This window comes from Streptomyces sp. NPDC054765, assembly GCF_053612065.1.
In genome coordinates, this window is sequence record NZ_JBSHBP010000001.1 from 60736 (window position 1) to 87042 (window position 26307).

At 69.5% G+C, this 26307-nt stretch carries 26 protein-coding genes and 1 tRNA gene; 14 read left to right on the forward strand and 13 right to left on the reverse strand.

Features of this window, described 5'->3' with window-relative positions; genetic code table 11:
* Positions 1 to 353 precede the first annotated feature (353 nt).
* The gene (locus ACWGJY_RS00345) at positions 354 to 527 is read right to left on the reverse strand and encodes a hypothetical protein (RefSeq protein WP_453258557.1); all 174 of its coding nucleotides are present in this window, start codon (positions 525 to 527) and stop codon (positions 354 to 356) included.
* A 244-nt stretch (positions 528 to 771) separates the two neighbouring features.
* Here ACWGJY_RS00345 and ACWGJY_RS00350 point away from each other — a divergent pair, with 244 nt between their 5' ends.
* Both ACWGJY_RS00350 and ACWGJY_RS00355 read left to right on the forward strand, forming a co-directional pair.
* Positions 772 to 1311, forward strand: a complete 540-nt coding sequence (locus ACWGJY_RS00350) for a hypothetical protein (RefSeq protein WP_453258558.1) — start codon at positions 772 to 774, stop codon at positions 1309 to 1311.
* 180 nt (positions 1312 to 1491) lie between these two features.
* A complete protein-coding gene (locus ACWGJY_RS00355; protein ID WP_453258559.1) occupies positions 1492 to 2112 on the forward strand; it encodes a hypothetical protein in 621 nt (206 codons plus the stop codon).
* Here the strand turns inward: ACWGJY_RS00355 and ACWGJY_RS00360 are convergent.
* Both ACWGJY_RS00360 and ACWGJY_RS00365 read right to left on the reverse strand, forming a co-directional pair.
* Positions 2090 to 3058, reverse strand: coding sequence for a recombinase family protein (locus ACWGJY_RS00360; RefSeq protein WP_453258560.1), 969 nt, complete (start codon positions 3056 to 3058; stop codon positions 2090 to 2092). The two genes, ACWGJY_RS00355 and ACWGJY_RS00360, sit on opposite strands and share 23 nt — an antisense overlap.
* A gap of 117 nt (positions 3059 to 3175) precedes the next feature.
* On the reverse strand, positions 3176 to 3436 hold the full coding sequence (locus tag ACWGJY_RS00365) for a DNA-binding protein (protein WP_453258561.1): 261 nt from the start codon (positions 3434 to 3436) through the stop codon (positions 3176 to 3178).
* A 152-nt stretch (positions 3437 to 3588) separates the two neighbouring features.
* Here ACWGJY_RS00365 and ACWGJY_RS00370 point away from each other — a divergent pair, with 152 nt between their 5' ends.
* The gene (locus ACWGJY_RS00370; RefSeq protein WP_453258562.1) at positions 3589 to 5214 is read left to right on the forward strand and encodes a tyrosine-type recombinase/integrase; all 1626 of its coding nucleotides are present in this window, start codon (positions 3589 to 3591) and stop codon (positions 5212 to 5214) included.
* A 104-nt stretch (positions 5215 to 5318) separates the two neighbouring features.
* Here the strand turns inward: ACWGJY_RS00370 and ACWGJY_RS00375 are convergent.
* The 3 genes from ACWGJY_RS00375 to ACWGJY_RS00385 form a co-directional block, all read right to left on the reverse strand.
* Positions 5319 to 5391 (reverse strand) — tRNA-Arg (locus ACWGJY_RS00375).
* Positions 5392 to 5560: 169 nt separating this feature from the next.
* On the reverse strand, positions 5561 to 5884 hold the full coding sequence (locus ACWGJY_RS00380; RefSeq protein ID WP_453258563.1) for a hypothetical protein: 324 nt from the start codon (positions 5882 to 5884) through the stop codon (positions 5561 to 5563).
* On the reverse strand, positions 5881 to 6045 hold the full coding sequence (locus ACWGJY_RS00385) for a hypothetical protein (RefSeq protein WP_030986377.1): 165 nt from the start codon (positions 6043 to 6045) through the stop codon (positions 5881 to 5883). The genes ACWGJY_RS00380 and ACWGJY_RS00385 overlap by 4 nt, the downstream gene beginning before the upstream one ends.
* Positions 6046 to 6148: 103 nt before the next feature.
* On the opposite strand from ACWGJY_RS00385, the gene ACWGJY_RS00390 reads away from it, so the two are divergent.
* Positions 6149 to 6820 (forward strand): TetR family transcriptional regulator, encoded by a 672-nt coding sequence (locus tag ACWGJY_RS00390; protein ID WP_453258564.1) that lies wholly within the window; start codon positions 6149 to 6151, stop codon positions 6818 to 6820.
* A 280-nt stretch (positions 6821 to 7100) separates the two neighbouring features.
* Here the strand turns inward: ACWGJY_RS00390 and ACWGJY_RS00395 are convergent, their stop codons facing one another.
* Positions 7101 to 8348, reverse strand: coding sequence for a M6 family metalloprotease domain-containing protein (locus ACWGJY_RS00395; RefSeq protein ID WP_453258565.1), 1248 nt, complete (start codon positions 8346 to 8348; stop codon positions 7101 to 7103).
* A 464-nt stretch (positions 8349 to 8812) separates the two neighbouring features.
* On the opposite strand from ACWGJY_RS00395, the gene ACWGJY_RS00400 reads away from it, so the two are divergent.
* Together ACWGJY_RS00400 and ACWGJY_RS00405 are read left to right on the forward strand one after the other, a co-directional pair.
* Positions 8813 to 9475 carry a TetR/AcrR family transcriptional regulator gene (locus tag ACWGJY_RS00400; RefSeq protein ID WP_453258566.1) on the forward strand — a complete coding sequence of 221 codons (663 nt, stop codon included), beginning with the start codon at positions 8813 to 8815 and terminating at the stop codon, positions 9473 to 9475.
* Positions 9476 to 9667: 192 nt separating this feature from the next.
* Complete coding sequence (locus tag ACWGJY_RS00405; protein ID WP_453258567.1) at positions 9668 to 11224, forward strand: MFS transporter; 1557 nt, start codon at positions 9668 to 9670, stop codon at positions 11222 to 11224.
* Positions 11225 to 11351: 127 nt separating this feature from the next.
* Here ACWGJY_RS00405 and ACWGJY_RS00410 read toward each other — a convergent pair whose 3' ends face one another.
* Both ACWGJY_RS00410 and ACWGJY_RS00415 read right to left on the reverse strand, forming a co-directional pair.
* Complete coding sequence (locus ACWGJY_RS00410; RefSeq protein WP_453258568.1) at positions 11352 to 11849, reverse strand: MarR family winged helix-turn-helix transcriptional regulator; 498 nt, start codon at positions 11847 to 11849, stop codon at positions 11352 to 11354.
* A gap of 454 nt (positions 11850 to 12303) precedes the next feature.
* Entirely contained in the window at positions 12304 to 13353 is a 1050-nt protein-coding gene (locus ACWGJY_RS00415) for a questin oxidase family protein (RefSeq protein WP_453258569.1), read from the reverse strand.
* A 27-nt stretch (positions 13354 to 13380) separates the two neighbouring features.
* Between ACWGJY_RS00415 and ACWGJY_RS00420 the strand changes: the two genes are divergently transcribed.
* The gene (locus ACWGJY_RS00420) at positions 13381 to 13845 is read left to right on the forward strand and encodes a pyridoxamine 5'-phosphate oxidase family protein (RefSeq protein ID WP_453258570.1); all 465 of its coding nucleotides are present in this window, start codon (positions 13381 to 13383) and stop codon (positions 13843 to 13845) included.
* An 84-nt stretch (positions 13846 to 13929) separates the two neighbouring features.
* On the opposite strand, the gene ACWGJY_RS00425 is transcribed toward ACWGJY_RS00420, so the two are convergent.
* Complete coding sequence (locus tag ACWGJY_RS00425; RefSeq protein ID WP_453258571.1) at positions 13930 to 14505, reverse strand: hypothetical protein; 576 nt, start codon at positions 14503 to 14505, stop codon at positions 13930 to 13932.
* 284 nt (positions 14506 to 14789) lie between these two features.
* Entirely contained in the window at positions 14790 to 15389 is a 600-nt protein-coding gene (locus ACWGJY_RS00430; protein ID WP_453258572.1) for an N-acetyltransferase family protein, read from the reverse strand.
* A 185-nt stretch (positions 15390 to 15574) separates the two neighbouring features.
* Between ACWGJY_RS00430 and ACWGJY_RS00435 the strand changes: the two genes are divergently transcribed.
* The 6 genes from ACWGJY_RS00435 to ACWGJY_RS00460 all read left to right on the forward strand — a co-directional run bounded on the left by ACWGJY_RS00435 (position 15575) and on the right by ACWGJY_RS00460 (position 22008).
* Positions 15575 to 16576 (forward strand): sigma-70 family RNA polymerase sigma factor, encoded by a 1002-nt coding sequence (locus ACWGJY_RS00435; protein ID WP_453258573.1) that lies wholly within the window; start codon positions 15575 to 15577, stop codon positions 16574 to 16576.
* 478 nt (positions 16577 to 17054) lie between these two features.
* Positions 17055 to 17837: a DeoR/GlpR family DNA-binding transcription regulator gene (locus tag ACWGJY_RS00440; protein WP_453258574.1), complete on the forward strand. Its 783-nt coding sequence runs from the start codon at positions 17055 to 17057 to the stop codon at positions 17835 to 17837.
* Positions 17834 to 18781, forward strand: coding sequence for a 1-phosphofructokinase (pfkB, locus tag ACWGJY_RS00445; protein ID WP_453258575.1), 948 nt, complete (start codon positions 17834 to 17836; stop codon positions 18779 to 18781). Before ACWGJY_RS00440 ends, pfkB begins: the two co-directional genes overlap by 4 nt.
* Before the next feature lie 57 nt (positions 18782 to 18838).
* Positions 18839 to 18982 (forward strand): hypothetical protein, encoded by a 144-nt coding sequence (locus ACWGJY_RS00450; RefSeq protein ID WP_453258576.1) that lies wholly within the window; start codon positions 18839 to 18841, stop codon positions 18980 to 18982.
* Positions 18983 to 19162: 180 nt separating this feature from the next.
* Positions 19163 to 21286: a fructose-specific PTS transporter subunit EIIC gene (locus ACWGJY_RS00455; protein ID WP_453258577.1), complete on the forward strand. Its 2124-nt coding sequence runs from the start codon at positions 19163 to 19165 to the stop codon at positions 21284 to 21286.
* A gap of 137 nt (positions 21287 to 21423) precedes the next feature.
* Positions 21424 to 22008: a hypothetical protein gene (locus ACWGJY_RS00460; RefSeq protein ID WP_453258578.1), complete on the forward strand. Its 585-nt coding sequence runs from the start codon at positions 21424 to 21426 to the stop codon at positions 22006 to 22008.
* 161 nt (positions 22009 to 22169) lie between these two features.
* On the opposite strand, the gene ACWGJY_RS00465 is transcribed toward ACWGJY_RS00460, so the two are convergent.
* Entirely contained in the window at positions 22170 to 22961 is a 792-nt protein-coding gene (locus ACWGJY_RS00465; RefSeq protein WP_453258579.1) for a TetR/AcrR family transcriptional regulator C-terminal domain-containing protein, read from the reverse strand.
* Positions 22962 to 23165: 204 nt separating this feature from the next.
* Between ACWGJY_RS00465 and ACWGJY_RS00470 the strand changes: the two genes are divergently transcribed.
* The gene (locus ACWGJY_RS00470; RefSeq protein WP_453258580.1) at positions 23166 to 24809 is read left to right on the forward strand and encodes an MDR family MFS transporter; all 1644 of its coding nucleotides are present in this window, start codon (positions 23166 to 23168) and stop codon (positions 24807 to 24809) included.
* 89 nt (positions 24810 to 24898) lie between these two features.
* Here the strand turns inward: ACWGJY_RS00470 and ACWGJY_RS00475 are convergent, their stop codons facing one another.
* Positions 24899 to 26230: a L,D-transpeptidase gene (locus tag ACWGJY_RS00475; RefSeq protein WP_453258581.1), complete on the reverse strand. Its 1332-nt coding sequence runs from the start codon at positions 26228 to 26230 to the stop codon at positions 24899 to 24901.
* Positions 26231 to 26307 lie beyond the last annotated feature (77 nt).

The window sequence follows — 26307 nt, forward strand, 5'->3', positions numbered from 1 at the left end:
TGTTTTTTTTTTTTTTTGTCGACCCCTGGGGGGCGCGCCCCCCGGGGGGGCGGCCAACCCCACCCGCCGTGGGGTTCTGTGGGGTGCGACCCCGTGTCCCCCCGCCACGGCGATACGCCGTGGCGGGCTCACTCCCACACGCACCCCAATGGCCGCACCGATACGGCCGGCTCCTCGCGGGCGGGGCGCGGGGGGTCGGCCACCCGCGAGGAGCAGGGAAGGACGCCACGCAAGGCGGCGTCGCCAGCGCAAGCCCTGCGGCTGCCGTGCTTGCGTCGGCGAGTCAGAACGTACCGCAGCGAATCAAGAATGTCACCTATCTCGCGCCCCGGGGAGGTGATGCCGCCGGTGCATCAACCACCCGAATCCTCCGGGGTGCTCCCCTCCCGCTGCTCGCAATTCATCAGGGCCTGCTGCTCCAGGAGCTTCCGCGCCTCGACGAGCGCCCCCGGACCTGCCACGCCTCGGAGTACCCGCGGGGGTTCCTTCGCCAGTTCGGCGATCCTCCGCTCATCAACCTCGGACATGTGATCCCTCCGGTGAACGGCGTGCGCGACGCCATCACCCGCCCAGATGTGGACTCCCCTTCGCGCCCGCCCAAGGCAGGCACGGGTGCACCGACATTCCGCCGCACACTCGCCGGCGCACCCCTGAGGAAACTGTCCGACGTATCTTATAACCCTCGCCACCTGGAGGTACGGTGGAGGGCAGGAAGATTGTGACCGGGTAGACACTCGCGGCGAGCCTACGACACAGCCAGGGAAGACGGACATGGCAAACACTCCAGACCGGCTCCAACCACTCAACCTGCGCTCGAAGTTGCTCGCTCTTCTGCGCCTCCGGCGGGATGCGGGCGGGTTCACTCCCAGCGCGCGGGATGTCTCGGTGGCAACGACTCCGGAAGGCCAGCGAAAGCCGCTTCTCTCGCACGGTCAGGTCAACAGCCTGATGAACGGGACCAGTAGCAACCCCACGGCGTCCACGGTTGTTGCTCTCGCTGCGGCGCTCGACGCTCCGGCCGCGTTTCTTCTCCCCGGAGAAGAGTGGGATGATCTCGCGGCGCTCACGGTGTACCGGGAGCGGCCCGAGGCACGTCAAGCCCTGCGTTTAATGAGGGGACTTGAGGTGCAGGACATTCTTGAAATCTGCACGATGCTCCGGGAGGCTCGTCGTCGTGCGGGACTGCCTGAAGACGTCTCCTCGATCCCCGCACCTCCCCCCGGTGTCGACCAGCCACGCGAGGGCCGACCTCGCCGACTGAGCCTGAACGAAGCCGCTGAGCGAGCAGCTGATGATTTGGAAGGACGTTGACTCTTGGCTGGCCTCATATTCGGCGTGTGTGCCGTGCTCATAGCTGTCAGTTCCGCCGCATATCTGGCTTGCGCTTCCCAGCCTCGCCGCCAGGAGGCGTTCTACACCGCTCGCCGCGCGAGGGTATGGGCTTTCACCGGCTGCTTCGTGGGCTCCCTGTTGACGGTCCCGTCTGTCGCCGTGACCGTCGATGCGTTCGTGGGACGCAACGGGATTGCTACCCTCGGGGGCAACCTCTCTGCGATCCTCGCGACGTTGAGCTTGGCGATCGTTAGTGTGAACTGGACGCACCCAACCACCCGCATACGCAGGGCCGTTGTAGGCCGCATCTTCGTTGTCGGCTGCGTCATGGCGACGTTGACCTGGGAGTTCCACCTCACCAACGTGACGTCGGCCGAGCTTGCCTCCATGTCCCCCAGCAGCGGCAAGGTGGCTGGCTATATGCTGACCCACCTTTGCTACATCGCCGCCGCAGCCACGGCAATCACGGTCCGCTACGCTTCGCTGGCTCGCGCTGCCTGGGTACGTCGACGTGTTGCCGCTGCCGGTCTCGCAGTCACCGCTGTTGGGACGCTGAGTGGCGTGGCGTACGCGGTAAGCCGCGCAGGAGCTGCCGTCGCCCACCTTAACGGGCGCGACTGGCCACCACTGATGGAAATGTACGTCGTGCCCGCCGCAGGTGCCCTCGCAACGCTGTTCATCACCATTGGGCTTTCGCTGCCCATGATTCGGCAGCGGGTCATCCTGCCCCTCCACCGATGGGTAACGGCCTGGAGGACTAAGCAGACTGCTCGCCCGTAGCGACTTCCGCATCCCAGAGTCGCCACTTCAACGCCACCCTGTCCGCGTCCACACGACGAGAGCCCCTGGCCACAGCCGGGTACACGACCACCCGCTCCAGCAGGAGGACCATAACGCCCCTCTTCGCCTTCATCGGCGTGTGCTTCCACCAGCGCACGAGATCGGGGATGGCACCCACAGGTACGTGCCTGACCTGCTCCAGGAACCGGGCCTTCACGTCGCTCTCGCTGATCATCTGCTTGAGCTCGTTGTCGGCCGTTTTGAATGCCTTGAGCGACATCTCCGGCAAGCGCGCGTAGTCCTCTCCCAGCTCCTTCTGCCGGCGGCGAGCAGCGGCTGCCTCCTTGCGCAGACCGGCAGCCTGGGCCAGCAGTTCATCGCGCGCCTGATCCATCAGCGTGCTGACCTCAGGCTTGGCCAACTCCGCCAGCACATGTTCAGCCACATACGTCTCCAACAGGTCAGCGTTGATGCGTACCTTGCCGCACCCGCCCGGACGCTGCGCCGTGCTCGGCATGCACCGGTAGCCGCGACTGCCAGCGTTCGATGGAGAGGCGCCGAGCGGGCCCCCGCACAGGCCACACACACCAGTCGGGCCGGGAATCAGGTACTCGCGCTGCTCGGCCCGCGGCTTGTCGCGGCGCATGGCACGGATAGCCTCGAAGTCCTCCCGAGGGATGATCGCGGGGCCGCCCCTCTCGACAAGGCTGCCGTCCTCGTCCTCCTCCAGGCCAGCGATGGCCGGGTGGTCGAGCACGTTCGCCACGACATCCGGCCTCCACGGGCCACCGCGCGTCGTGCGGTACCCCGCTTCGTTCATCCACTCCGTGATGGCGTTGTAGCTCTGCTGGAGCAGCCGCCGGGAGGCGGCAGCACGAATGCCCTCCGCCTCCCCCTCGCGCACCCGTCGGTACGCCATGTCCTCAAAGCCATACAGCCGCGGCATCTGCTGGTCTCCTCGCCTCTGAGCCGACCCCCTTACATTGCCCAACCCTATCCGAGATAGGTCACATCATTGAAAAGCAACCGAACACCTCGAAAAGACACGCATCGCCTGCATCGATCACGTACCGACCTCCGCTTCCCGCCGCCGCTCAACGCCGAGAACCTTCCAAAGCTCCGCCGTCGGCACGCGGACCGTGCTGCCCAGCAGGAGCGTCCGCACAGGAAAGTTCCCCTTACGGATCAGCTCATACGCCTTGTCTCGGCCAATACCCAGAGCCCGTCCGGCAGTTGTCACATTGACCGTGGCCGGAAGGGCCAGCAGCTCTTCCAGACCCATCGCTCCGGCCGAAGCCTGTCCGCTCTCTTCCTGAGCAGTCATCTCGTTGGTCGCCGTCTCCCCCGCGCCAACTTGAAACTGACTTTACAACACTGTCCGACAGCCCCCGGAAGATCGAGACAGATCGCGCAGCGCGATCACAGAGAAGGAACCGGCAGCACCCGGATCACGGGTGACGAGGGCGAGGGGCAGCAGTGTTCGAGGACAAGACCTACAAGCGGTGCGCCTGCAAGGGGCCCCTGGTGGACAAGGAGGGCAAGCCAGCCCTCAAGGAGGACGGCACACCGAAGATCGGCTACCTGGAGAAGCGGTGCCCCAAGCTGAAGCGGCGTGACCACGGGTCGTGGTACTTCTCGATCGAACTGCCACCAGGCCCTGGCGGCAAGCGCGAAACCGCCAAGAAGGGCGGCTTCCGCACCCAGAAGGACGCGGCAACTGCGTGCAAGGAGATCTGGGAGCTTGCCCAGGGCGGCGTACAGGTCAAGTCGAACGAGACCGTCGCTGAGTTCCTCCGCCGCTGGTTCGCCAAACGCGTTGACCTGAAGCGGTCCACACGCAAGGGCTACCAAGACCACATCGAACGGGTCTTCATACCAGCCCTGGGTCACCTGAAGATGCGCGACCTGCGCACCAGGCACATCCAGGACATGTTCAAAGCGATCTGGGCGGACAACAAGATCCACCAACAACACCGCGAGGCAGCCGATGAAGCCCTTGCAGCCGAGCGCGCTGCCCACAAGGCGTGGCGCATATGCACGATCCGCCCCCGGTCGCCCGAGCTGCGCCAGAACTGGAGCGCCGCCAAGGCCGCACTCCGAACAGCGCGCAGCAAGCCGCGCCACATCACCGGCCCCGGCACCCAACTCAAGATGAACAACACGCTCAGCGCCGCTCTCGAAGACGCGCTCACCGAGAAGCTGATCAGCGAGAACTGGGCCAAGAGCGTCGTCCTGCCGAAATACGTTCGCCCCAAGCCAGTGGTGTGGACCGAGGAGCGGGTCGCCCGCTGGCGGGCCACCGGCAAGAAGCCGGGCAAGGTCATGGTCTGGACACCCGAGCAGACCGGAACGTTCCTCGACGCCGTTGCTGAGCACCGGCTCTACCCGATGTTTCACCTGATGGTCTTCCGGGGCCTGCGCCGCGGCGAAGTCGCCGGACTGCCCTGGGGCGAGACCAACTTGACGATCGGCACCGTCCACATCAGCGAACAACTCGTCGCTGCCTCGTACGACGTCTGGGAAGACACCCCCAAGAGCGAGAGCGGAGCGCGCACCGTCTCCTTGGACTCACAGACCCACGAACTGCTCAAGCTGTGGCGGCAGCGCCAGCAGGTCGAGTGCGAGGAATGGAACCGTGCTTACGAGCTATGGCAGCAGCACCGCACGTCCCAGCCCGAGGAGACAAGCCGCAACGCCCCGAAGGCGCCGTGGAAGGACACCGGCCTGGTCTTCACGTGGCAGGACGGACGTGCCTACCACCCCGAGTACCTGTCGCAGGCATTTGACCGACTGATCAAGAAGCTGGACCTGCCTCCAGTCCGGCTCCACGATCTCCGGCACTGCGCTGCCACGCTCTCCCTGGCCGCCGGCATCCACATGAAGAAGATCCAAGCTCTCCTCGGCCACAGTAGCTACTCCCTGACCGCCGACACCTACACCTCGGTGTTGCCCCAGTTCGAGAAGGCCGAAGCCGAAGCTCCGGTCGCCCTGGTGCCGCGAGCCCAGAAGGAGCAGGAGCCGCCTGGGGAGCCCGAGGTTCCCAGCGATGTCCCCGGAGAGCCCGACGTTCCCAGCAATGAGCCTGGGGAGGCAGCCGCCTGACGGCATGTTCCCAGCGCGTTCCCATTCGACATAAGAAGGCCCTCCGTGATCTTCACGGAGGGCCTTCGTTACGCCAGCACAGGGTCTGACCTGGTGTTTCTCTGTGCCCCCGGCAGGATTCGAACCTGCGACACCCGCTTTAGGAGAGCGGTGCTCTATCCCCTGAGCTACGGAGGCATGGGCTTGGACCCCTGACAGGGTAGCTGATGCGTTCGCTGTAGTTCGCTTCTGTGGGGGATGGGGGTGGCGGGCGTTCCCTGGAGGTGGGCGGGGGCGCCGAACGGCTGGGTGGGATGTGCTGGTTGGGGGTGATGGCCGGGTTTTGCGACCGTGGCCCGGGGTGGTGTCAGCCGCCGATGTGCCAGCTGACCGTGCCGTCCGCTGTGGCGAGGAGGGCCAGGAGGAGGAGGTCGGCGGCGCCGAGGGTGATGCCCAGGAGGGCGCGGCCGCGGCGGGTGGTGCCGCGGGCCAGGGACAGGCCGCCGAGGACCAGGGCGCAGGGGCCGAGGAGGACGTTGAGGACCAGGGTGCCGAGCAGGCCGAGGATGAAGGAGGCCACGGCCATGCCGTCCGCCTGTGAGCGGAGGGGGGAGGCGGGCCGGTGCGGGGCCCGGGTCGGGGCGGCCGGCGCGGGCGAGGTCGTCCGCGGGGCTTCGCTGAGCGTGGTCATCGGGAAGTCACCTCGGCGTGGTGGCGGCGTTCGCGGAGGAAGAAGACGAGCAGCCAGCCGGCGATGACGGCGGCCGCGACGAGGGTGACGGGGACGGGGAGGTGTGCCGCGGTGCCCAGCATGATCCCCATCAGGAGGAGGGCTGCGACGAGGAAGAGCATGATCTTCCTTTCCGGTTCCAGAGGACAGTTGTTCACTCAGTTCTCTCACTCTACGACCGTCCTTGGGTGGAGTACTTCAGAGAACGGTTGTTTACTGGATGACATGAGTCACAGTCTTGGAGTGCGGCAGGCCCAGAAGCAGAAGACCCGTCAGGCGTTGCTCGACGCGGCGCTCGGCCTGCTGGAGGAGCAGAGCCTGAGCAGCCTGGGATTGCGTGAGGTGACGCGGATGGTGGGGATCGCCCCGACCGCGTTCTACCGGCACTTCCGGGACATGGGGGAGCTGGGTGTCGCTCTGGTCGAGGAGGCGTTGGGGAATCTGCATGTGATGGTGCGGGCGATCCTCGCCGAGCAGGAGGGGGCCGAGGAGCGCATCGACCGTACGGTCGCGGTCGTGGAGCAGCATGTGCGCCGGCATCCGCTGCACATCCGTTTTGTGGCGCGCGAGCGGCACGGCGGCGTACGGGCCGTACGGCAGGCCATTGCGGATGAGCTGGACCGGTTCGCGGCGGAGGTCGCGGCGGCGCTCAAGTCCCAGCCGGTGTCGGAGGGCTGGCGCGATGACGAGGTGCGGATGCTGGCGGAGTTGTATGTGGACCGGCTGGTGACGACCGCGGCGGCATTGCTCGACGCGGAGGCGGACGGGGCGGAGGGCGCGGCCGAGCAGGTGGTGCGGGTGGCGCGCCGGCAGCTGCGGCTGATCAGTATTGGACGGCGGCACTGGCGGGAGGAGGGGCGGGGCCCGGCGGCCAGGGGCGGCGACGGGGGAGAGTAGCGGGGGAGGGCGGAGAGTAGTGGGGGAGGGGGAGGGGGCGGCTCCCGCTCGTACCTGTCAGGTGCGTGTGTGACAGGTGCGTGTGTGACAGGTGCGTGTGGCAGGTGCCTGCGCCGGGCGTGTGTGTCGGGGCACCCGTACGGGATGGGGCTGTCTTACGTGCCTCCCGGGCTCACTCGTACGGGATGCGAGCTGTCTCGGCCGCGTCCCGGGGTCACCCGTACGGGATGGCAGCTGCCTCGCGGTGTCCCCGGGGTGCCCGTGCGCGACGGGGGCTGTCTCAGTCGCGTGCCGGGGTTACCCGTACGCGATAGGTGCCGTCCCGGTTTTCCGTCAGGACGGTGACGGCGGCGCCGCTGTGGTGGTCCGTATAGGTCTCGCCGGGGAGGAAGGTGGCGTCGGTCAGTTCCGGGTCGACGTATTTGTTGTCCCGGTAGCAGCCGCCGCTGTGCGGGGTGGCGTCCACGATGCGGAGCGGGCCGCGGCCCGAGGGGACATGGGTGGCGACGCGGTAGATGAGGATGCCGGGCCGGCAGACCGTGGGGTCGAGCAGGGCACGGGTACGGGCCTCGACGACCAAGGCGGTGCGCGGCGAGGTCGGGATGACGACCATCTTTGTGCCGCCGGGGGTGGAGACCGGGGTGAGGGTGTGTTCGCCGGGCGTCCCGTGGCGTGGTGCGCAGTGCACCTGATCGGCGGACAGCCAGCCGAGTTTCCACTTGTGCCAGCCGACGAAGTCGTTGCTCGGCCCCCAGTCCTCGTCCATCGGGTCCCAGTGCCCCACCGGGGGCGGGGCGTCGCGGTCATCGGTGAAGTAGAGGTCGGGCAGGCCGAAGCTGTGGGCGTTCTCGTGGTTGAGGACGCGGAAGGCGCTCACCCCGGTTTGCCGGCTCCAGATGAAGGACGCGTTCCGGAACGGCACCCCGTCGGCGGTCTTCAGTCCCATGTCGCCGCCGCTGAAGGTGACCGACAGGACCGTGCGGGTCGCGGGCGGGCCCGCGTTGGGTGTGGCGATGACGTTGATGACGTCGTAGTCACGGAAGTCGACGATCGGGTCGACGGCCCGGACGACCTCCCGGGAGAGGGCGTGATAGCCGCCGTCCGAGGCCGGGTCGAAGCCGGCGCCCCGCTGGATGCCGTATGCCGCGAGCGGCCGTGACATGCGGATCCACTGGAGCAGCGGCATCGGCTGGTAGGTCAGCCTGCCGTACGAGCTGGTGCGGAAGTAGTTCGTCGCGGCCGGGAAGAACTCGGCGAAGCGGGCGCTGGGGGACATCGTGGCGTGGGCGTCCGGGAAGTCGATGAAGAGGGTGAGCGCCCGTACGACGCCGGAGGAGCGGGCGAAACCGGCGGGGGTGTCGGTGGATTCGGCGACATCGTCGCTGATGCCGCGCAGTGCGCACGGGCCGCTCGGTGAGACGCCGGGCCCGGTAGGTATGGCGACGGCGCTGGGCGGCGAGCCCAGCGCTATGGCCGCGGCCGCGATGGCCGCTCCTGCGGCCAGGACCGCGGATACCTTGTGCTTCATATCGATCACCTTGTGGCGATAGGTGATCGCTCGCGCGCGGAGTTACATCAACTGGAGTCATGGCGGGGCCGGGTGGGTCGGGGGCCGGGTGGGTCGGGGTCCGGGTAGGTCGGGGGGCCGGGTGGGGTCGGGGTCCGGATGGGCCGGGGTGGTGTGCCCCCCTGACCCTTGTTCCTTTGCTTCGCCCCCTCCTTCCCGTCAGCGAGGGGAAGTGGTTCAGGTCACAAGGTGGCGTGAAATATCCGGGGAGGGTCTCCCCGTTTAACCAGACGTCCGGATGAACCGGGGAGCGTCTCCCCGGTTCGTGTCTGTCCCGGCCGGCTCCGGCCGGCCGCCCGGCGAGGTCGCCCGTGAGGTCACCCGATCGGGCGGGCGGGGCGACGTCCGGGAATCCGGTCTTCGGGTTCGACGTCCGGGAATCCAGGTCTTCGGGAAGTGCCGAGAACAGAGGGGAGTGAGCTGCCGTGACCGCCGTCGCCGCATGCGCGAACACCGGGACGAAGGGGCAGCAGCCCCGTCTGCGGGCCGACGCGCTGCGCAACCGGGAGCGGCTCATCGCGGCCGCCCGCGAGACGATGGTCGAGTTCGGGCCCGAGGTCCCGCTCGATGAAATCGCTCGACGCGCGGGTGTCGGCAATGCGACGCTCTACCGTCACTTTGCGGATCGCCTGGAGTTGATCCACCACGTCACGCTCTCCGTCATGTCCCGAACCGCGGACCGCGCGGAGCGTGCTCTTGCCGAGGAGTCCGATGCTTTCCAAGCGCTGAGGCGCTTCGTCCATGCCGCGGTGGAGGAGCGGATCGGGGCGTTGTGCCCGTTGCTCTCCGACGGCATCGACCGAGACCACCCCGATCTGCTCGCGGCGCGCGACCGTCTGGAGGCGGCTGTCGAAGCCGTCATGGGTGCCGCGCGCGACAGCGGCCAACTGCGCACCGACATCGCCGTCGGTGATCTGATGGTCGCGATCACCCAGCTCACCCGGCCGCTGCCGGGTAACAGCTGTACGCACTTCGACCAGTTCGTGCACCGTCATCTGCAGCTGTTCCTGGACGGCCTGCAGGCGCCCGCACGCTCCGAACTTCCCGGTGCCGCCGCCACTTTGGGCGATCTGAGGCGCCGCTCGTAGAGCGGACTCCGCAGCCGTAGCGGCCCGTTCGTCCCACGCAGTCCACGCAGTCCACGCAGTCCATGCAGTCCACGCAGTCCACGCGGTTCACGCAGCCCACACATTCCGTTTTTCGCTCTGCAAGGTCTTTTCGCTCGTCACGTCCCGTTCTTCGCTCTTGTTCGCTCACTGCACCACTAGGTGGATCCCGCCATGTCTGAAACCGCCACGTACGTCGATCCCCGGCGCTGGAAAGCGCTGATATTCATCGCTCTCGCCCAGCTGATGGTCGTGCTCGACGCGACCATCGTGAACATCGCGCTGCCCTCCGCGCAGCAGGATCTCGGTATCACCGACGCCAACCGGCAGTGGGTGATCACCGCCTACGCGCTGGCCTTTGGCGGTCTGCTGCTCTTCGGCGGACGCGTCGCCGACCTGTGGGGCCGGAAGCGGACCTTCATCATCGGGCTCGTCGGCTTCGCGGTCGCCTCCGCGCTCGGCGGGGCCGCGGCCGACCAGGGGATGCTGCTGGGCGCGCGTGCGCTCCAGGGTGTCTTCGGTGCGCTGCTGGCGCCGGCCGCGCTGTCGCTGCTGGCCGTGACCTTCACCGAGGCCAAGGAGCGCGCCAAGGCGTTCGGGATCTTCGGTGCGATCGCCGGTGGCGGCGGCGCCGTGGGGCTGATCCTCGGCGGGGTGCTGACCGAGTACATGAACTGGCGCTGGACCTTCTTCGTGAACATCCCGTTCGCCGTGGTGGCCGCGACCGGTGCCTTCCTGGTGATCCGCGAGCCCGCGGGGAGCCGTAACCCCTCCCGTCTGGACGTCCCCGGCGTCATCCTGGCCACGCTCGGCCTGGTCTCGCTGGTCTACGGGTTCACCCGCGCCGAGTCCGACGGCTGGCTGGCCGGTTCGACCGTCGGCCTGTTCGTCGCGGCGGCCGTGCTGCTGCTGGCGTTCGTGCTGGTCGAGTCCAAGGTGAAGGCGCCGCTGCTGCCGCTGCGGGTGGTCGCGGACCGCAACCGTGCCGGTATCTATGCTTCGCTGGGCCTGGCCGTGATCGGCATGTTCGGCCTCTTCCTCTTCCTGACCTACTACCTGCAGATCGTGAAGGGCTACACGCCGGTCACGACCGGTCTGGCCTTCCTGCCGATGATCGTCGGCATGATCACCGGCTCGACGCAGATCGGCGCCCGGCTGATGACCCGGGTCCGGCCGCGCCTGCTGATGGCGCCCGGTTTCACGGTCGCCGCGCTCGGCATGCTGGTGCTGACCCAGATCGACCTGGACACGTCCTACCCGACCCTGATCCTGCCCGGTTTCCTGCTGATGGGCCTCGGGATGGGTACGGCGTTCATGCCGGCCATGTCGCTGGCCACCTACGGGGTCCAGTCGCGGGACGCCGGCGTCGCCTCCGCGATGGTCAACACCTCGCAGCAGGTGGGCGGCGCGATCGGTACGGCCCTGCTGAACACGATCGCGGCCAGCGCCAGCACCGCGTACGCCACCTCGCACGCGGCCGGCGCCCGCTCGCTCGATCTGCTCAAGCTCCAGTCGATGGTGCACGGCTACACCACCGCCATCTGGTGGGCGGTCGGCATCCTGGCCCTGGCCGGCGTGATCGCCTTCACCCTCATCAACACCGGGCGGCCGGGTGGCGGTTCGCCGGTGGCCTCCTCCGGTGAGGGCGAGGGCACGGCCGTGGGTTCGTCCGAGGACGAGGGCCGGGGCGAGGGCCAGAACGAGGTCCAGATCCCGGTGATGGTGCACTGAGCTGAGCTGAGCTGCGGCGGGCGGCGGGAGCCGTACGTACCCCGGGCCGGGGCTGCGTACGGCTGCCGCCGCCCTGGCGCGTGGCGGGCGCGCAGGGGCGTCGGCCTCTTCCGGCTTCGCTGATCCGTCAGCGGAGCCAGGGGAGGTCGGCGCCTTTCGGTTGCAGTCCTTCCGTCATGACCCGGCAGATCTCGGCCAGTTGGCCGACCTGCTCCGGGGAGAGCCGGTCGAAGATCGCGGCGCGTACGGCGGCGACATGTCCGGGGGCGGCCTTCTCCAGAACCCGCATTCCCTCGTCCGTGAGGTGGGCGTTCTGGCCCCGCTTGTCGGACGAGCAGTTCTCGCGCCGCACCCAGCCGTTCCGCTCCAGGCGCGCGATCGCATGCGAGAGCCGGGAGCGGGTGATCTTGGCGTTCTGAGCCAGCTCGGTCATCCGCATCCGGCGCCGAGGTGCACGGGAGAGCTGCACCAGCAGGCCGTAATAGACATGCGGCATTCCGGCGTCCCGCTGCAGCTGACGGTCGAGGTGATCCTCCAGGAGCGTGGTGGCGTGGAGGTAGCACTGCCAGGCGAATTGCTCCTCGTCGCTGAGCCAGCGCGGCTCGGCTGCGGCTTCGATGCTCATACCATCCACTCTCTCACCACTCGGAGAGTTATTTAAATGTTAACAACGTCGGATTGCTTCGGATTGCTTCGGATTGCGTCGGCTTGCGTTGGATCGCGCCAGGTTGGGTCAGGTTTAATGCTTGAAAAGCGAGCATCTGTCCGGGTGTGCTGACTGCTCGCACACGCCGGCTACTGCCAAGTGTGACGCCGTGGAGTGGCGATTTCCGTAATGTCGGCTCTCTATTTCGGTCAAGGGCCACCGTCGCACGACGGCGACCCACGGCGACCCACGGTGGCTGGCGACCCACGGTGGCTGGGGGTGGCTGGGGGTGGCCAGCCCCGCGGGCCGCCGGGTCCGCGGGGCTGGCCACCCCCAGGCCGAGCTGATCGTCTCCGCGTACCGGGAAGCGAGCCGCGAGCCGCGAGCCGCGAGCCGTCCGCCGTAGGGCGCAAGCCGCCCGTCGGCCCCTCCGTCAGTCGTCCTCGTCGATCAGTACGAGGGCTTTCAGGGCCGCTGACAGGGCGCGGGTGTCGCCGTCCTCGGAGGCTGCCGCGACGTCCAGAGCGGTGTCCGCGAACTTGATCGCATGCTCGTTGCCGTTGGTGACCGCCCGTGCGAAGACCTCTTCGGGCGTGGCCGGGGCGGCGGGCGGCGCGGGGCGCCGGGTGTCGGCGGCGTAGATGGCGGTGACCGCCGATGACGCCGCCCAGGCCGCCGCGAACGAACTCGCCCACAGCTCCCGGGGGAGTGCGGGCAGGGTGCGCAGCACCGCGTTCGGTGCGGTGGCGGCATGCACCAGCATGACGCCGTTCCCATGGCCGTAGTCCGCATAGTTGAGGGTGGCGGCACGCACGAGCGCGGTCAGGCACGCGCGTGCGGCCTCGGGGTCCTCGGGGGCGTACAAGGACTCGGTGGTGCTCAACCAGCCTGGAGTGTCAGGGAGTTGGGCGTAGCCCTTTACCGGCGTGACGCGCTGGTCGGCGATCCGGGGGAGGGCGGCCAGCGCCTCGGACGGGGTGGCGCCGCCCGTGGGGCGCACAGCGGCGGGCAGGGGTAGATGGCGGGCGGCCCAGTAGCCGAGGGCGTGTGCGAACTCCGCGATCCGTGCGGTGTCCTCGCCATCCGCCAGGAGACTGCGTACGGCATGGCCCATCCGGATCGCCGGATGGGTGGCGGCGCCCGCGATGCCTGGCAGCAGGCGCGGCCACCACTCGGCGAGGAGTTCGCGCCAGGGTCGTTCGGCGACCTGGCCGGTGAAGTACGCGGTCCAGTCGGTCACCCGGCTCGAATCGCCCAGCGCCTCCCGCCAGTTGGCGTCGGTGATGCGGGCGCGGGCACTCGGGGTGACCTCCAGTTTGTTCGCGTAGCGGTCGAGCCAGCGGTGGACGGTGTGGGCCTGGCCGTTGTGGACCATGGCTTCGACGGCCATCGGTCCGTGGTTGCTCAGATAGCCCCTGAACTCGGGGCCGGAGGCGTGCAGGCGCAGTAAGGCTTCGTCGAGTGTGCCGCTCGTCGTATCCATGGCTGGAGGCTAGGTCGGCGGGGCGGCATGCGTAACGGGCTTTTGCCCTACACCGCTGGTCGTACGGCCGCAGGCGGGGCAGGTGGGGGCCGTTGTCGGGTTGTCGGCGGGGCGGGTTTTCGCTTCGGATCCGTATCTATACCGGACAGAGGATGTCGGGTATTGGGGGGGAGGGGCTCGCGCAAGGTGCTTGACCTGCGGCGCGACCCCCGTTTCTCGCTGCATGCCAATCCGGGGCCGGGTGCCGATCTGGCCGGCGGCGACGTACGGGTGTCCGGGCGGGCCGTGGAGGTGACCGGTCCCGAAGTGATCGCGCGCTATGCGGCGGTGGTGAAGCCGCCGGAGCCGTTCCATCTCTTCCGGGCGGAGCTGACCGAGGTGGTGCATACGTCCGTCCAGGACCCGTATGTGGTGCTGGAGAGCTGGGCGCCGGGGCGGCCGCTGCGCACCATCCGGCGGAAGTCCGACGATGCGGCGCTGTGGGTGGCATGACGGGCCCGTCGGTATGCGTACGGGCGCTGAGGTGCGGGCGTGCTGAAGTACGGGCACTGCTGAAGTACGGCCGGGTGGCTCGCCTCAGTGGGTGGCCACGGGGAGGCGGTGTTCTCGGTGGGGCTTGTGAGGCTTGTGGGGTCGGTGGATGCCGTGTGGCTCGCGGACGCGATGGGTGCGGAAGACGTAGAGGGCGGCGACGAACATCACGGCGCCCATGGTCAGGCCGAAGGCGGACGACTTGAGGATCGCTTCTCCGCCGAGGCTGTAGACCCAGCCCAACGCGCAGCCGAAGAGCGTGCCGTAGGCGGCCGCCCTGGTTTCGGTGATCATGGACGACTGGAAGTGGGCCACCACCAGCCCCAGCGCACCGGTCACCACGGCCCCGGCCAGCCCGTACAGCATGGCCGGGCCGCCCTTGGTGCCGTCGGTGTGGGTGCGGAAGATGGTGAAGCAGCCGAAGGCGAGTGCCGTGATGATCGGCAACGACACGGTCGGCGGGATGTGCCTGGCCCTCGCCGCCATTCCCGCCATGCCTTCCGGTCGTGGGGCCGGCTGTCGGCCACGGGCCTGAGCGTTCGCCGTCGCGCCGTGTTCGACGTCCACGGTGCCGTGTGAGCGGGCGGCCCTTGCACCGTGCGGGTGAGCGTGCTGGTCCATGACGGGCTCCTCTCGATCGCCTCGCTGTCCCGTTGCCCCGCCCTGCTGTTCCGCTGTCCCGCTGTCCCGCTGTCCCGCTGTCCCGCTGTCCCCCTGTCCTGCCGTTCCTCCTGTCCAGGCCACACCCGGGTACCGCCGGCGTCAACCGGAGCAGCGGACGCCGGGAGCGGGGAGGCGGGGAAGCGGGGAAGCGGGGACTGGGGAGCTGGAGAGGAGCGGGAGTGCCGGTGAGGAGTGGGAGCGCGGGTGAGGAGCGGGAGAGTGGGTAGGCGGCGAGGAACGGATCAGGTCAGGTCCTTTTGGTACCAGGCCACGTCCCAGTAGCGGCCGAACTTGCGTCCCACCTCCGTGTACGTACCGATGTGCCGGAACCCGAAACGGGTGTGGAGACGGGTGGACGCCTCGTTCGGCTGGGTGATCCCGGCGTAGGCGCGGTGGACGTCCTCGTCGGCCAGTGCCTTGAACAGGGCTGTGTAGAGCAGCGTGCCGACGCCGCGGCCGGCGGCGTGCGGCGCGCAGTAGACCGTGACCTCGACGGAAGGGGCATAGGCCGCCTTCGGGCGGAACGCGCTGCTGGTCGCGTAACCGAGCAACGCGCCTCCGTACGGGACGGGGGTCCCGGGCGCCGCCCCGGCGCGCAGGTCGCCCACCGGCCCGTTGTACGGGTTTTTCGACCGTTCTGTCGCCTCCTGGGCAACCAGAAGGCGGTGCGGTCCGTCTTGGGGGTGGGAGAGCAACCACGGGCGACGCTCGCCAGGAGTGAAGGGCTCCAGGTCGAACGTGATGCACGTCTCACGGATGTAGTGATTGTAAAGATCCGTAAGAGCCGGGAGGTCCGCTTCGGTGCCCGCCCTGACCTGCAGTTCCCCATGCTCACGCGGCATACGACCTCCCTGGGTGGGGGCGCAGGGTACTGCATGATCAGAAAAATAGAGGGGCAGCGTGGGAATTCTGTCCGGATTCCAGCCGTTGTTTCCTTCGGACGGGCCGCACGGTGAGCATCGGTTTTGATGCCCCATCCGGTCCGCCCACCGTCCCGCGACCGACTCATCGCAAAGGGAGCACACGCATGGCAACCCGTGCCGTCGCCCGACGTCAGGAAAGCAGCAAGGGTTCTGACGGGGCCAACAGTGTTCGCGCCGTAGGCGGGGAGATCGCCGACCGCGACCTGGTCGGCATGTACCTCGACGAGATCGCGCGTACGCCCCTGCTCGACGCCGCCAAGGAGGTCGAGCTGTCCCAGACCATCGAGGCGGGTGTCTACGCCCAGCAGATCCTGGACGGCGAGGTCACCGACGGCAACGCCGCAGGTGCCGGCCGCGAGGAGCTCGAGGCGCTGGCCGAGGAGAGTGCCAAGGCCAAGGACATCTTCATCCGCTCCAACCTCCGCCTCGTGGTGGCGGTGGCCCGCCGCTATCCGCGTGCCGGGCTGCCCCTGCTGGACCTGATCCAGGAGGGCAACGCCGGTCTGGTGCGTGCCGTGGAGAAGTTCGACTACGCCAAGGGCTTCAAGTTCTCGACGTATGCGACGTGGTGGATCCGTCAGGCCATCACCCGCTCCATCGCCGACCAGTCGCGCACGATCCGGCTGCCCGTGCACCTCGTCGAGGAGCTGGGCCGCATCCGCCGGGTGCAGCGCGAGTTCAACCGTGAGAACGGCCGTGACCCGGAGCCGGCGGAGGTCGCCGGCGAGCTGGGCTCCACGCCCGCCCGTGTCACCGACGTACTCGACTGGGCCCGCGACCCGGTCAGCCTCAACATGTCGGTGGACGACGACGGCGACACCCAGTTCGGCGATCTGCTGGAGGACACCTCCGCGGCCTCGCCCGAGCAGTCCGTGCTCACGCTGCTGCGCAGCGAGGAGCTGGAGGATCTGATCGACCGCCTCGACCATCGCACCGCCTCGATCATCAAGGCCCGGTACGGCATAGATGACGGCCGTGAGCGCACGCTGACCGAGGTCGGCAAGCAGCACGGCCTGACCCGTGAGCGGATCCGGCAGATCGAGAAGCACGCCCTGCTGGAGCTGAAGCGGATGGCGCGTGACACGGGATTCGACGCGGCAGCGTAGCGGCGGGCATGGCGGCGGGTATGGCGGCGGCGTAGCGGCCGCATGAGGGCGCGCGCTCCGGCGCGTGCCCGATGTCCCGGGGCGGATCTGTGGCTGCGGCTGTGCCTGCGGCTTGTGGCTGTGGCTTCCTGTTCCCGTACGTGTGCCCGTGTCCGTGTCCGTACCAGTGCCTGTACTTGCTCCTGGCGAGGCCTGTCGAGGCCTGGCGACCACGAGCCCCGGTGCCCTTCGTGGCGTCGGGGCTCTTTTGTGTCCCCAGGGCCTGTGTCCGCTGGGTGTGCGTCCGCAGGGCGTGGCTCCGGGTGGGTGTGGCTCCGGGTGGGTGTGGCTCCGGGGGGTGTGGCTTGGGTCCGCCCCGGAGCCAATGTGATGTCCGTTTGGGTCTGCTGGAAGTCCATTTACGTTTACTTCGCGGAGGTGCGGGCGTAGCATCGCGCTGAAACCACAGGTTCGGGCATGGAACGGACACAACACGCTGATGTATGCACCGGAGCGCCAGCAGGAGATGCTGCGGCTCGCCCGTGAGAGCGGGCGGGTCGATGTGCTCTCCCTGGCGGAGGAGTTCCAGGTCACCGCCGAGACCGTGCGGCGCGATCTGAAGGCGCTGGACCGGGCCGGGCTGGTGCGCCGGGTGCACGGCGGGGCGATCCCGGCCGGCCGGCTGGACTTCGAGCCCGACCTCGCCGAGCGGGACGCCGTCGCCGCCGACGAGAAGCAGCGCATCGCTCGGGCCGCACTCGCCGAGCTTCCCGGCGGCGAAGGCGCCGCCGCCGGCCCCGGGAGCGTGATCCTGGACGCCGGCACGACCGCCGCCCGGCTCGCCGCCGAGATCCCGCTGGAGGCCGAGCTGACCGTCGTCACCCACGGCCTGCCGGTCGCCGCGCGGCTGGCCGACCACCCCGGGCTCACCCTCCACCTCGTAGGCGGCCGGATCCGCCGCCGTACGCGGGCCGCGGTCGACGACTGGGCGCTGCGCGCCTACCGCGAGATCAACGCCGATGTGCTGTTCCTCGCGACCAACGGCTTCTCGCTCGACGGCGGCCTGACCACGCCCGACCTCGCGGAGGCCGCCGTGAAGCGGGCGCTGATCGCCGCCGCGCGCCGGGTCGTCCTCCTCGCCGACTCCGCCAAATTCGGGCAGCAGCACTTCGCCCGGTTCGGTGAGCTGTCGGATGTGGACCTGCTCATCACCGACACCGGCCTGAGCCCCGACGACGCCCTCGCCATCGAGCGCGCGGGCACGGAAGTAGTACGCGCATGATCCTCACCGTCACCCCCAACCCCAGCCTGGACCGTACGTACGAGATCCCGGCGCTGGACCGCGGGGCCGTGCTCCGGGCCACCGCCGACCGGATCGACCCCGGAGGCAAGGGCGTCAATGTCTCCCGGGCGGTCGCCGCCGCCGGGCACCGGACCCTCGCCGTACTGCCCCTGGGCGGTCCGGCGGGGGCAGCGCTGGCCGGGCTGCTGGGCGCCGAGGGCATCGAGGTGGCAGGGGTCCAGGTGGCCGGACAGACCCGTTCCAACATCTCCGTCGCCGAACCCGACGGCACCCTCACCAAGATCAACGCGACCGGGCCCGAACTCACCGCCGACGAGTCGGAGGCGCTGCTCGCCACGGTCGGCGAGCGCTCCGCCGGCGCCGACTGGATCGCCTGCTGCGGCAGCCTGCCGCGTGGTCTGGCGCCCGAGTGGTACGCCGAGCTGGTCGCCCGCGCCCACCGCGCCGGCGCCCGGATCGCCCTGGACACCTCGGGCCCGTCGCTGGCCGCGGCGCTGCGCGAACGCCCGGACGTCGTCAAGCCGAACGCCGAGGAGCTGGCGCAGGCCGTCGGCCGCCCGCTCACGACCCTCGGCGATGTGGTCAAGGCCGCCGAGGAGCTGCGCGCATGGGGAGCCCGCGCAGTATTGGCCTCGCTCGGGGCGGACGGCCAGCTCCTGGTCGGCGAGGAGGGCGCCTGCTTCGGCAGCGCCCCGGTCGCCGCCGTCCGCAGCAATGTCGGCGCGGGCGATGCGTCGCTGGCCGGCTTCCTGGCGGCGGGCGGTACGGGGCGGAGGGCGCTGGCCGCGGCGCTGGCGCATGGCGCGGCCGCCGTCCAGCTGCCCGGCAGCCTGATGCCGACACCGGCCGATCTGGACGCGGCGGCGGTCACCACCACCGATGCGGTGCCGCTCAACCTCGTACTGACGGAGCCGGTGTCATGAGGGAGGCGCGGCGATCCGGTCGGGTGGTGACCGCCGTGCGCGGAACTGCTGCTTCGGTTGCGGCCGTGTGCGGAACTGCTGTTCCGGTTGCTGCCGCGCGTCGAGTTGCTCCGGTTGCTGTCGCGCGCCGAGTTGCTCCGGCTGCTGCCACGCGCCGAGCTGCTGTTCCTGCTGGTCTCCTGGTCGCTTGCGTCCTCTTGAACCGGCTCTCCGGCCCACGCCGGGAAGTCCCGCCGTCCGCCGTGGGTCCCCCGGAGAGCCCGTCCTCCGGCCCATGCCGGGAAGTCCCGTCCTGCGGCCCGTGCCGAGCGGCACCCCAGCCGCCACCCCCCGTTCCGTCCCACCGCCCCCATGGCGGTACCGCGCGCAAGGGAGCCCGCGATGCGTGAGCTGATCACCGCGGAACTGGTCGACCTCGACCTGTCCGCAGAAACGAAGGACGCCGCCGCACGGTCCCTGGCCGAACGGATGGCCGCCCACGGGCGCGTCACCGACCTGGAGGGCTTCCTCGCGGATGTGGCCGCACGCGAGGCGCAGATGCCGACCGGCCTCGACGGCGGGATCGGCATTCCGCACTGCCGCAGCGCGCATGTCACGGCGCCGACGCTGGCCTTCGGGCGCAGCGCCTCCGGCATCGACTTCGGCGCGCCGGACGGTCCGGCCGACCTGATCTTCCTGATCGCGGCCCCGACGGGCGGCGACGCGGACCATCTGTCGATCCTCTCGACCCTCGCCCGGCGTCTGATGGACGAGTCCTTCACCGGCGCGCTGCGGTCCGCCACCGAACCGGGGCGTACGGCGGCACTGATCCGCGGAGACGAGCCGGCGGGGGAGCCCTCGGCCGACGCGACGGAAACCGATGCACGGCCGGTAGTCGACGCACGGCCGGATTTGGAAGCACAGCCGGCGTCTGCAGTGGAGCCGACGTCTGCCGTGGACCCGGCGTCTGCCGTGGAGTCGGCGCCTGAGCCGGAATCCATATCCGTACCCGGCTCGGAGGCTCCTCGCGAGACCTCCGCCGCAGCCGCCCCCTTCCGTATCGTCGCCATCACCTCCTGCCCCACCGGCATCGCGCACACCTACATGGCCGCCGAATCCCTGGAGAAGGCCGGGCAGCAGGCCGGCGTCGAGGTGTTCGTCGAGACCCAGGGCTCGGCCGGGTTCAAGCGGCTCGACCCGCAGCTCGTCGCGGACGCGGACGGTGTGATCTTCGCGCATGACGTCGAGGTACGGGAGAAGGAGCGGTTCGCCGGGAAGCCGACCGTCGACGTCGGGGTGAAGGCGGGCATCAACCGCCCCGCCGAACTCATCGCGAAGGTACGGCAGAAGGCCGAACGCGGCGAGGCATCCGCCCCCGCGCGCGCCGCCGCACCCATGGACAAGGGCGCCGAGGCGGGCGACGGCTTCGCCACCCGCCTCCGTAAGTGGTTGATGACCGGCGTCAGTTATATGGTCCCGTTCGTCGCCGCGGGCGGTCTGCTCATCGCGCTCGCCTTCGCCATCGGCGGCTACACGGTCAACAAGGCGCCGTCCGTCGCCGACCACTTCCTGTGGACGGACTCCACGAGCTGGGCGGCGCTGCTCTTCCAGATCGGCAGCGTCGCGTTCGGCTTCCTCGTCCCGGTCCTGGCGGGCTTCATCGCATACGGCATGGCGGACCGGCCCGGCCTCGTCCCGGGCTTCGTCGGCGGCGCCATTGCGCTCACCGTCAATGCGGGCTTCCTCGGCGGCCTGATCGCCGGTCTGCTCGCGGGCGCCGTGGTGATGGCGATCCAACGGGTCCGTGTCCCGGCGCCGTTGCGCGGCATCATGCCCGTCGTCGTCATACCGCTCATCTCCGCCGCGCTCGTCGGCTTCCTGATGTTTCTCGTGGTGGGCAAGCCGATCGCTGCGCTGCAAAAGGGTCTGACCGACTGGCTGTCCGGCCTCACCGGCGCCAACGCGATCATCCTGGGCATCATCCTCGGCCTGATGATGTGCTTCGACCTCGGCGGCCCGCTGAACAAGGTTGCCTACGCCTTCGCGGTCGGCGGCCTCGCCAACCCCAACGAGGGCAGTCTCAAGGTCATGGCCGCGGTGATGGCCGCCGGTATGGTCCCGCCGCTGGCGATGGCGCTGGCCACGACCGTCCGCGGCCGGCTCTTCACCAAGGCCGAGCGGGAGAACGGCAAGGCGGCCTGGGTGCTCGGTGCCTCCTTCATCACCGAGGGCGCGATCCCCTTCGCCGCCGCCGACCCGCTGCGCGTCATTCCCTCCGCGATGGCCGGCGGCGCGGTCACCGGAGCCCTGTCGATGGCCTTCGGCTGCACCCTCCGCGCCCCGCACGGCGGCATCTTCGTCGTCCCGCTGATCGGTCAGCCGTTCCTCTACCTGCTCGCCATCGCCGCGGGTACGGCCGTCAGCGCAGCCCTGGTGATCCTCCTCAAGGGCCTGCGCACACCGCCGCACACCCGCGCCGCGGCCTCACCGGCCGACGACGAGGCCGAGGCGACGGTCGCCGCCTGACCCTTCCGCTTCACCCGAGCGTGTTCTGAGGGACGTAAGGCATGGTTACTCGTGCGTTAGTCGATCCTTAGCCGGCGCGACGAGAGTCATGAGTGTCACGCCGAAGGGCACCAGTCACCAGCTCGGGGGAATTCCTCATGCCGCTCGCCACCACCACCCTGCGTCGTGGTCGTCGTCTCGCGGTCGCCTCGGTCGTCGCGGCGGCGGCGCTCTCGCTGACGGCGTGCCAGGACGGAGGCGACAAGGCGTCGGCCGCGCCCTCCGGCGCGGGTTCGTCCACGGAGTCGTCCGCCACGGGCGGGCAGACGGGCGGTAACACCGGGTCCGCAACGGGGAAGGGTACGTCGCGTACGGGCACGAACGGGGGCCAGGTGTCGACGACGGGCGGCGCCGGTGGGCAGGGTGGTGCCTCCGCGGGCCGTAAGGGCGTCAGCGGCACATGGGCCGGCAGGCTGAACTGGCTCACCGAGGACAAGCTCACGGTGGCCCAGGACAGCGGTATGGAGCAGGCCTTCTTCATCCTCAACAGCACCAAGGTGCTCGGTGCGGCCGCGCTCTGTGAGGCCCCCGACGGCCGCGTCCACCTGGACAGCTCCGGCTACGGCACCACCCCGTGCACCCTCGCCGACCTGCGCAAGGCGGCCAGGACCGGCAGCGTCGATGTCCGGGTGACGGTGGAACACGGCGCCGCCACGAAGATCGTCGAGCACTACCACCCGTAAGCCCTCCGCAGGGTCCTCCAACGGGATCCCCACGTGCTCCTCAACCGAGCCCTTACGGCCCTTACGGCCCTTACGGGCCCCACGAGCCCCTACGGGTCCCTCAAACCGGTCAGCGGCCGTCGGAGTGTCCGGCGGCCGCTGAAGCAGTTTTTGGCGGCCGCTCAGATTCCCAGCCGGGCCGTGATGCCGTCGAGGACGCTGTCCAGGCCGGTTTCGAAGCGCCATTGCGGGTCGTCCTTGCGGGTGGCCTCGCGGAGGTAGCGGTGGTAGGTGGGGTAGCGGCCGGTGCTCATCAGGTAGCGCATCTGCGGGGCGAGGGCGAGCCGCACATCGTCGGGGCTGGCCCAGCCCTGCTCCCGCATCAGGCTGTGCTGGGCAACCTCCGCCGAAACCGCGCCGTGCACATAGGAGTTGACGGTCCCGAGGACGGCCATCATCGCGTCGATGCCGAGGCCCAGCCCGTCCAGAGCGGAGAGCGCCCGCTCGGCCGCAGCCATCCGGTGGGGGGTGAGCGCGCGCAACGACTGCGGTGAGGAGATCTGGATGAGCCAGGGGTGGCGCAGCACGATCTCCCGGCTGCGCAGCGCGTTGGCGCGCATGACGTCGCGCCAGTTCTCGACGTCGTCGGGGAGCGTGAGGTCCGCGTAGACCGCGTCCGTCATCAGGTCCAGCAGATCGCCCTTGCCGGAGACATAGCGGTAGGCCGCCATGGGGGCGACGCCCAGTTCGGTGGCCAGGCGCCGCATGGTCACGGCGTCGATGCCGTCGGCGTCGGCGATCCGTACGGCGGCTGTGGCGATCTTCTGCGGAGTCAGGGTGGCGCGGGGAGCCGGGGCCGGCCGGTCCAGGCGCTCCCAGAGGGAGACCGCCGCCGGGTCCGGCGCGTCCGTGGTGGATTCGGACGGCTGTTGGTCCTTGGCTTCGGCTCGCTTCTTGCCGGCGATGAGGCTCACTTCCTTCCTGGATCCTCCCGGAGCGTTGCGTACAACGTATCAGCAGTAGACGCTGTACACGCCGATGTGTACGTTGTATTCGCTCGATACGGCGTACACGCGCAGTGTGGTGAGGGGACGTCATGCCCCGTTGCCGCCAAGAGGCGGAGCCACGGAGTCACGGAGCCACGGAGTCACGGAGCCACGGAGTGAGGGGGCGCAATAATGACGACCAATGGCACGACGGGAGCGGTCGGCCAGGCCGGAGGGGCGGACCGGGCAGAGAGGGCCGGCGCGACGGGTGCGACAGGCACGACGGGCAAGGCCGGCGCGACGGGCGCGACGGGTGAGGCGGCGCCGACCGGGGAGCGGCCGACGCGGTCGTGGTACTTCGGGGTGTTCGGGCTGCTGCTCGGGATGTTCCTGGCGATGGTGGACGGTCTGATCGTCGGGACGGCGCTGCCCACGATCGTGGGGGAACTCGGCGGCCTGGATCACCTGTCGTGGGTGGTGACGGCCTATCTGCTCACCACCGCCGTGGCGACACCGATCTGGGGGAAGGCGGGGGATCTCTACGGCCGCAAGGGCACGTTCATGGCGGCGGTCGTGCTCTTCCTGGCCGGATCGATGCTGTCCGGGCTGGCGCAGGACATGGGGCAGCTCATCGCATTCCGGGCCCTGCAGGGGCTGGGGGCGGGCGGGCTGATGGTCGGGGCGCTGTCGATCATCGGGGTCCTGGTGCCGCCGCGGCAGAGCGGCCGGATGCAGTCGATGATCGGCGCCATGATGCCGGTGGCGTTCATCGGCGGGCCGCTGCTCGGCGGCTTCCTCACGGACCATCTGAGCTGGCGGTGGGCGTTCTACGTCAATGTGCCGATCGGGGTCGTGGCGCTGGTGATCGTCGGGGGGTGGATCCGCCTGGGCCGCGGCGGGCGGAGCACGGCGCGGATCGACTACCCGGGCGTGCTGCTGCTGTCCGCCGCCATCCTGGCGCTGACCCTGCTGGCCAGTTGGGGCGGCGTCCGGTACGGGTGGGCGTCACCGCAGATTCTCGGGCTGGCGGCGGTGAGTGTGGTGGCGTCGGCCTGGTTCGTACGGGTCGAGCGGCGGGCGGCGGAACCGGTCATCCCGCCCCGGCTGTTCCGCAGCCGCAACTTCACCGTGGCGCAGGTGCTGAGCTTTCTGGTCGGTGCGGTGATGCTCGGCGTGACCAGCTATCTGCCGCAGTACATGCAGTTCGTGCAGGGGCTGTCGCCGACGGCCGGCGGTCTGCTGTTGCTGCCGCTGATGTTCGGGATGCTCGGCGTGCAGCTCGGCACCGGGGCGCTGATCAGCCGCAACGGCCGCTACCGGTGCTACCCGATCCTCGGGGGCGGGGTGCTGACCGTGGGCCTGATGATCCTGCTGCTGCTCGGTACGGACACCGCGACGGCCCTGGCGTCCGCGCTCACGGCCGTCGCCGGAATGGGCATCGGGTTCGTCATGCAGAGCACCATGATCATCACCATGAACAGCGCGGAGCCCCGTGACATGGGCGCCGCCGGCGGCACGGTCACGCTGCTGCGTACGGTCGGCGGTTCGCTCGGCGTCGCCCTGCTGGGCGCCGTCTTCACCGGCCGGCTGCACGACGGGCTCGCCGGCCGGCTGGGGGAGGGTGCCGCGCGCCGGCTGACGGCGGGGGCCGGGCAGTTGACGCCGCAGGTGCTCGACGGGCCGGCCGCGCCGGTGCGGGACGCCTACCGGGCGGCGGTGACCAGCGGGCTGCACGGCGTTCTGCTCGGCGCCGCGGGGCTGGCGGTCCTCGGCTTCGCGGCCGCCTGGTTCGTACGGGAGGTGCCGTTGCGGAACACGGTGGATCCGGACGGCTGAGGGGGAGCGGAGCCCCGTACACAAGGCGGTGGCCGGTCCCGCCCGGGACCGGCCACCGCCTTCGCGCAGTTGTGCTGCGGGCGCCGTCGTCAGACCGCGCTGCCCGCCTGCCACTCGGACCAGGACAGGTTCCAGCCGTTGAGGCCGTTGTCCGGCTGGACGGTCTTGTCATGCGAGTTCTTCACGATGACGACATCGCCGATCAGCGACTCGTTGAAGAACCACTTGCCCGGGGTGTCGCCACCGCCGCCCTTGCTGTCCTGGAGACCGACGCAGCCGTGGCTGGTGCCGGAGTTGCCGAACACGGACGAGGAGCCCCAGTAGTTGCCGTGGATGAAGGTGCCGGACGACGACAGACGCATGGCGTGCGGGACGTCCTTGATGTCGTACTCACCGCCGAAGCCGACCGTGGAGCCGTCCATCCGGGTCTGCTCGAACTTCTCCGAGATCACCATCTGGCCGTTGTAGGTCGGGTGATCGGCGCTGCCGCCGGAGATCGGGATGGACTTGTAGGTCTTGCCGTCCCGCTTGACCGTCATGGTCTGGGTGTTCATGTCGACCGTGGAGACCTGCGAGCGCCCGATGGTGAAGGAGGCGGTCTTGGACTGCACACCGGTGATGCCGGCGCCGCCCTTCACCCCGTCCAGGTCGATCTTCATGGTGATCTTGGAGCCGGCCTTCCAGTAGTCCTGCGGCCGGAAGTCCAGGCGCTGGGCACCGAACCAGTGGCCGACGACCTGCTGGCCGCTGCTGGAGGTCACCTTGATGTGGGACTGGACGTCCTTCTTGTTGGTGATCGCCTTGTCGAAGTTGAAGGACACCGGCATGCCGACGCCGACGGTCTTGCCGTCGTCGGGGGTGTAGCTGCCGATGAAGCTGTTGGCCGAGGAGACCGTCGTGAAGCTGGCGTTCTCGGTGGCGGGCCGGCCCTTGGCGTCCTTCGCGTTCGCCACGATCTTGTACTTGGCGCCCCGGTCCAGCTGGGCGCCGGGCTTCCAGGACATGCCGTCGGCCGATATGGCACCGGCGACGGTCTTGCCGGAGTCGGCGGCGATGAGCTTCACATCGGTCAACTTGCCACCGGTGACCTTCACCCCGGTGTCGTTGATGCTGGCGTTGGTGGCGCCGTCCTCCGCCGAGACCTTGATCTTGGCGTCGGAGGCGTCCTTCTTGGCCGCGGCATCCGCACCGGCCTGACCGTTCTTGCCGTCGTCATTGCCGCCGGCCGAGGCGTCCCCGCCACAGGCGGACAGGGCGAGCGCACCCGCCGCGAACAGGGCGGTGACGGCCAGAGTGCGGCGCATCCGACGGCTGGGGCGCGGTGCGCCGGACACCGGCTGCTCGGCTGGCTGGAGCAGCTGGTGCGGGGTGCGGGACCGAGCGGGCGCGGGGTTGTCCGGCGATGTCACGAGCTGCTCCATACAGGGGTGTTGTGAATCCGTGCTGTTAAACAGCACCTACGGGCGGATTTGGTTGCGGGTACGGCCCTGGTGTGGCG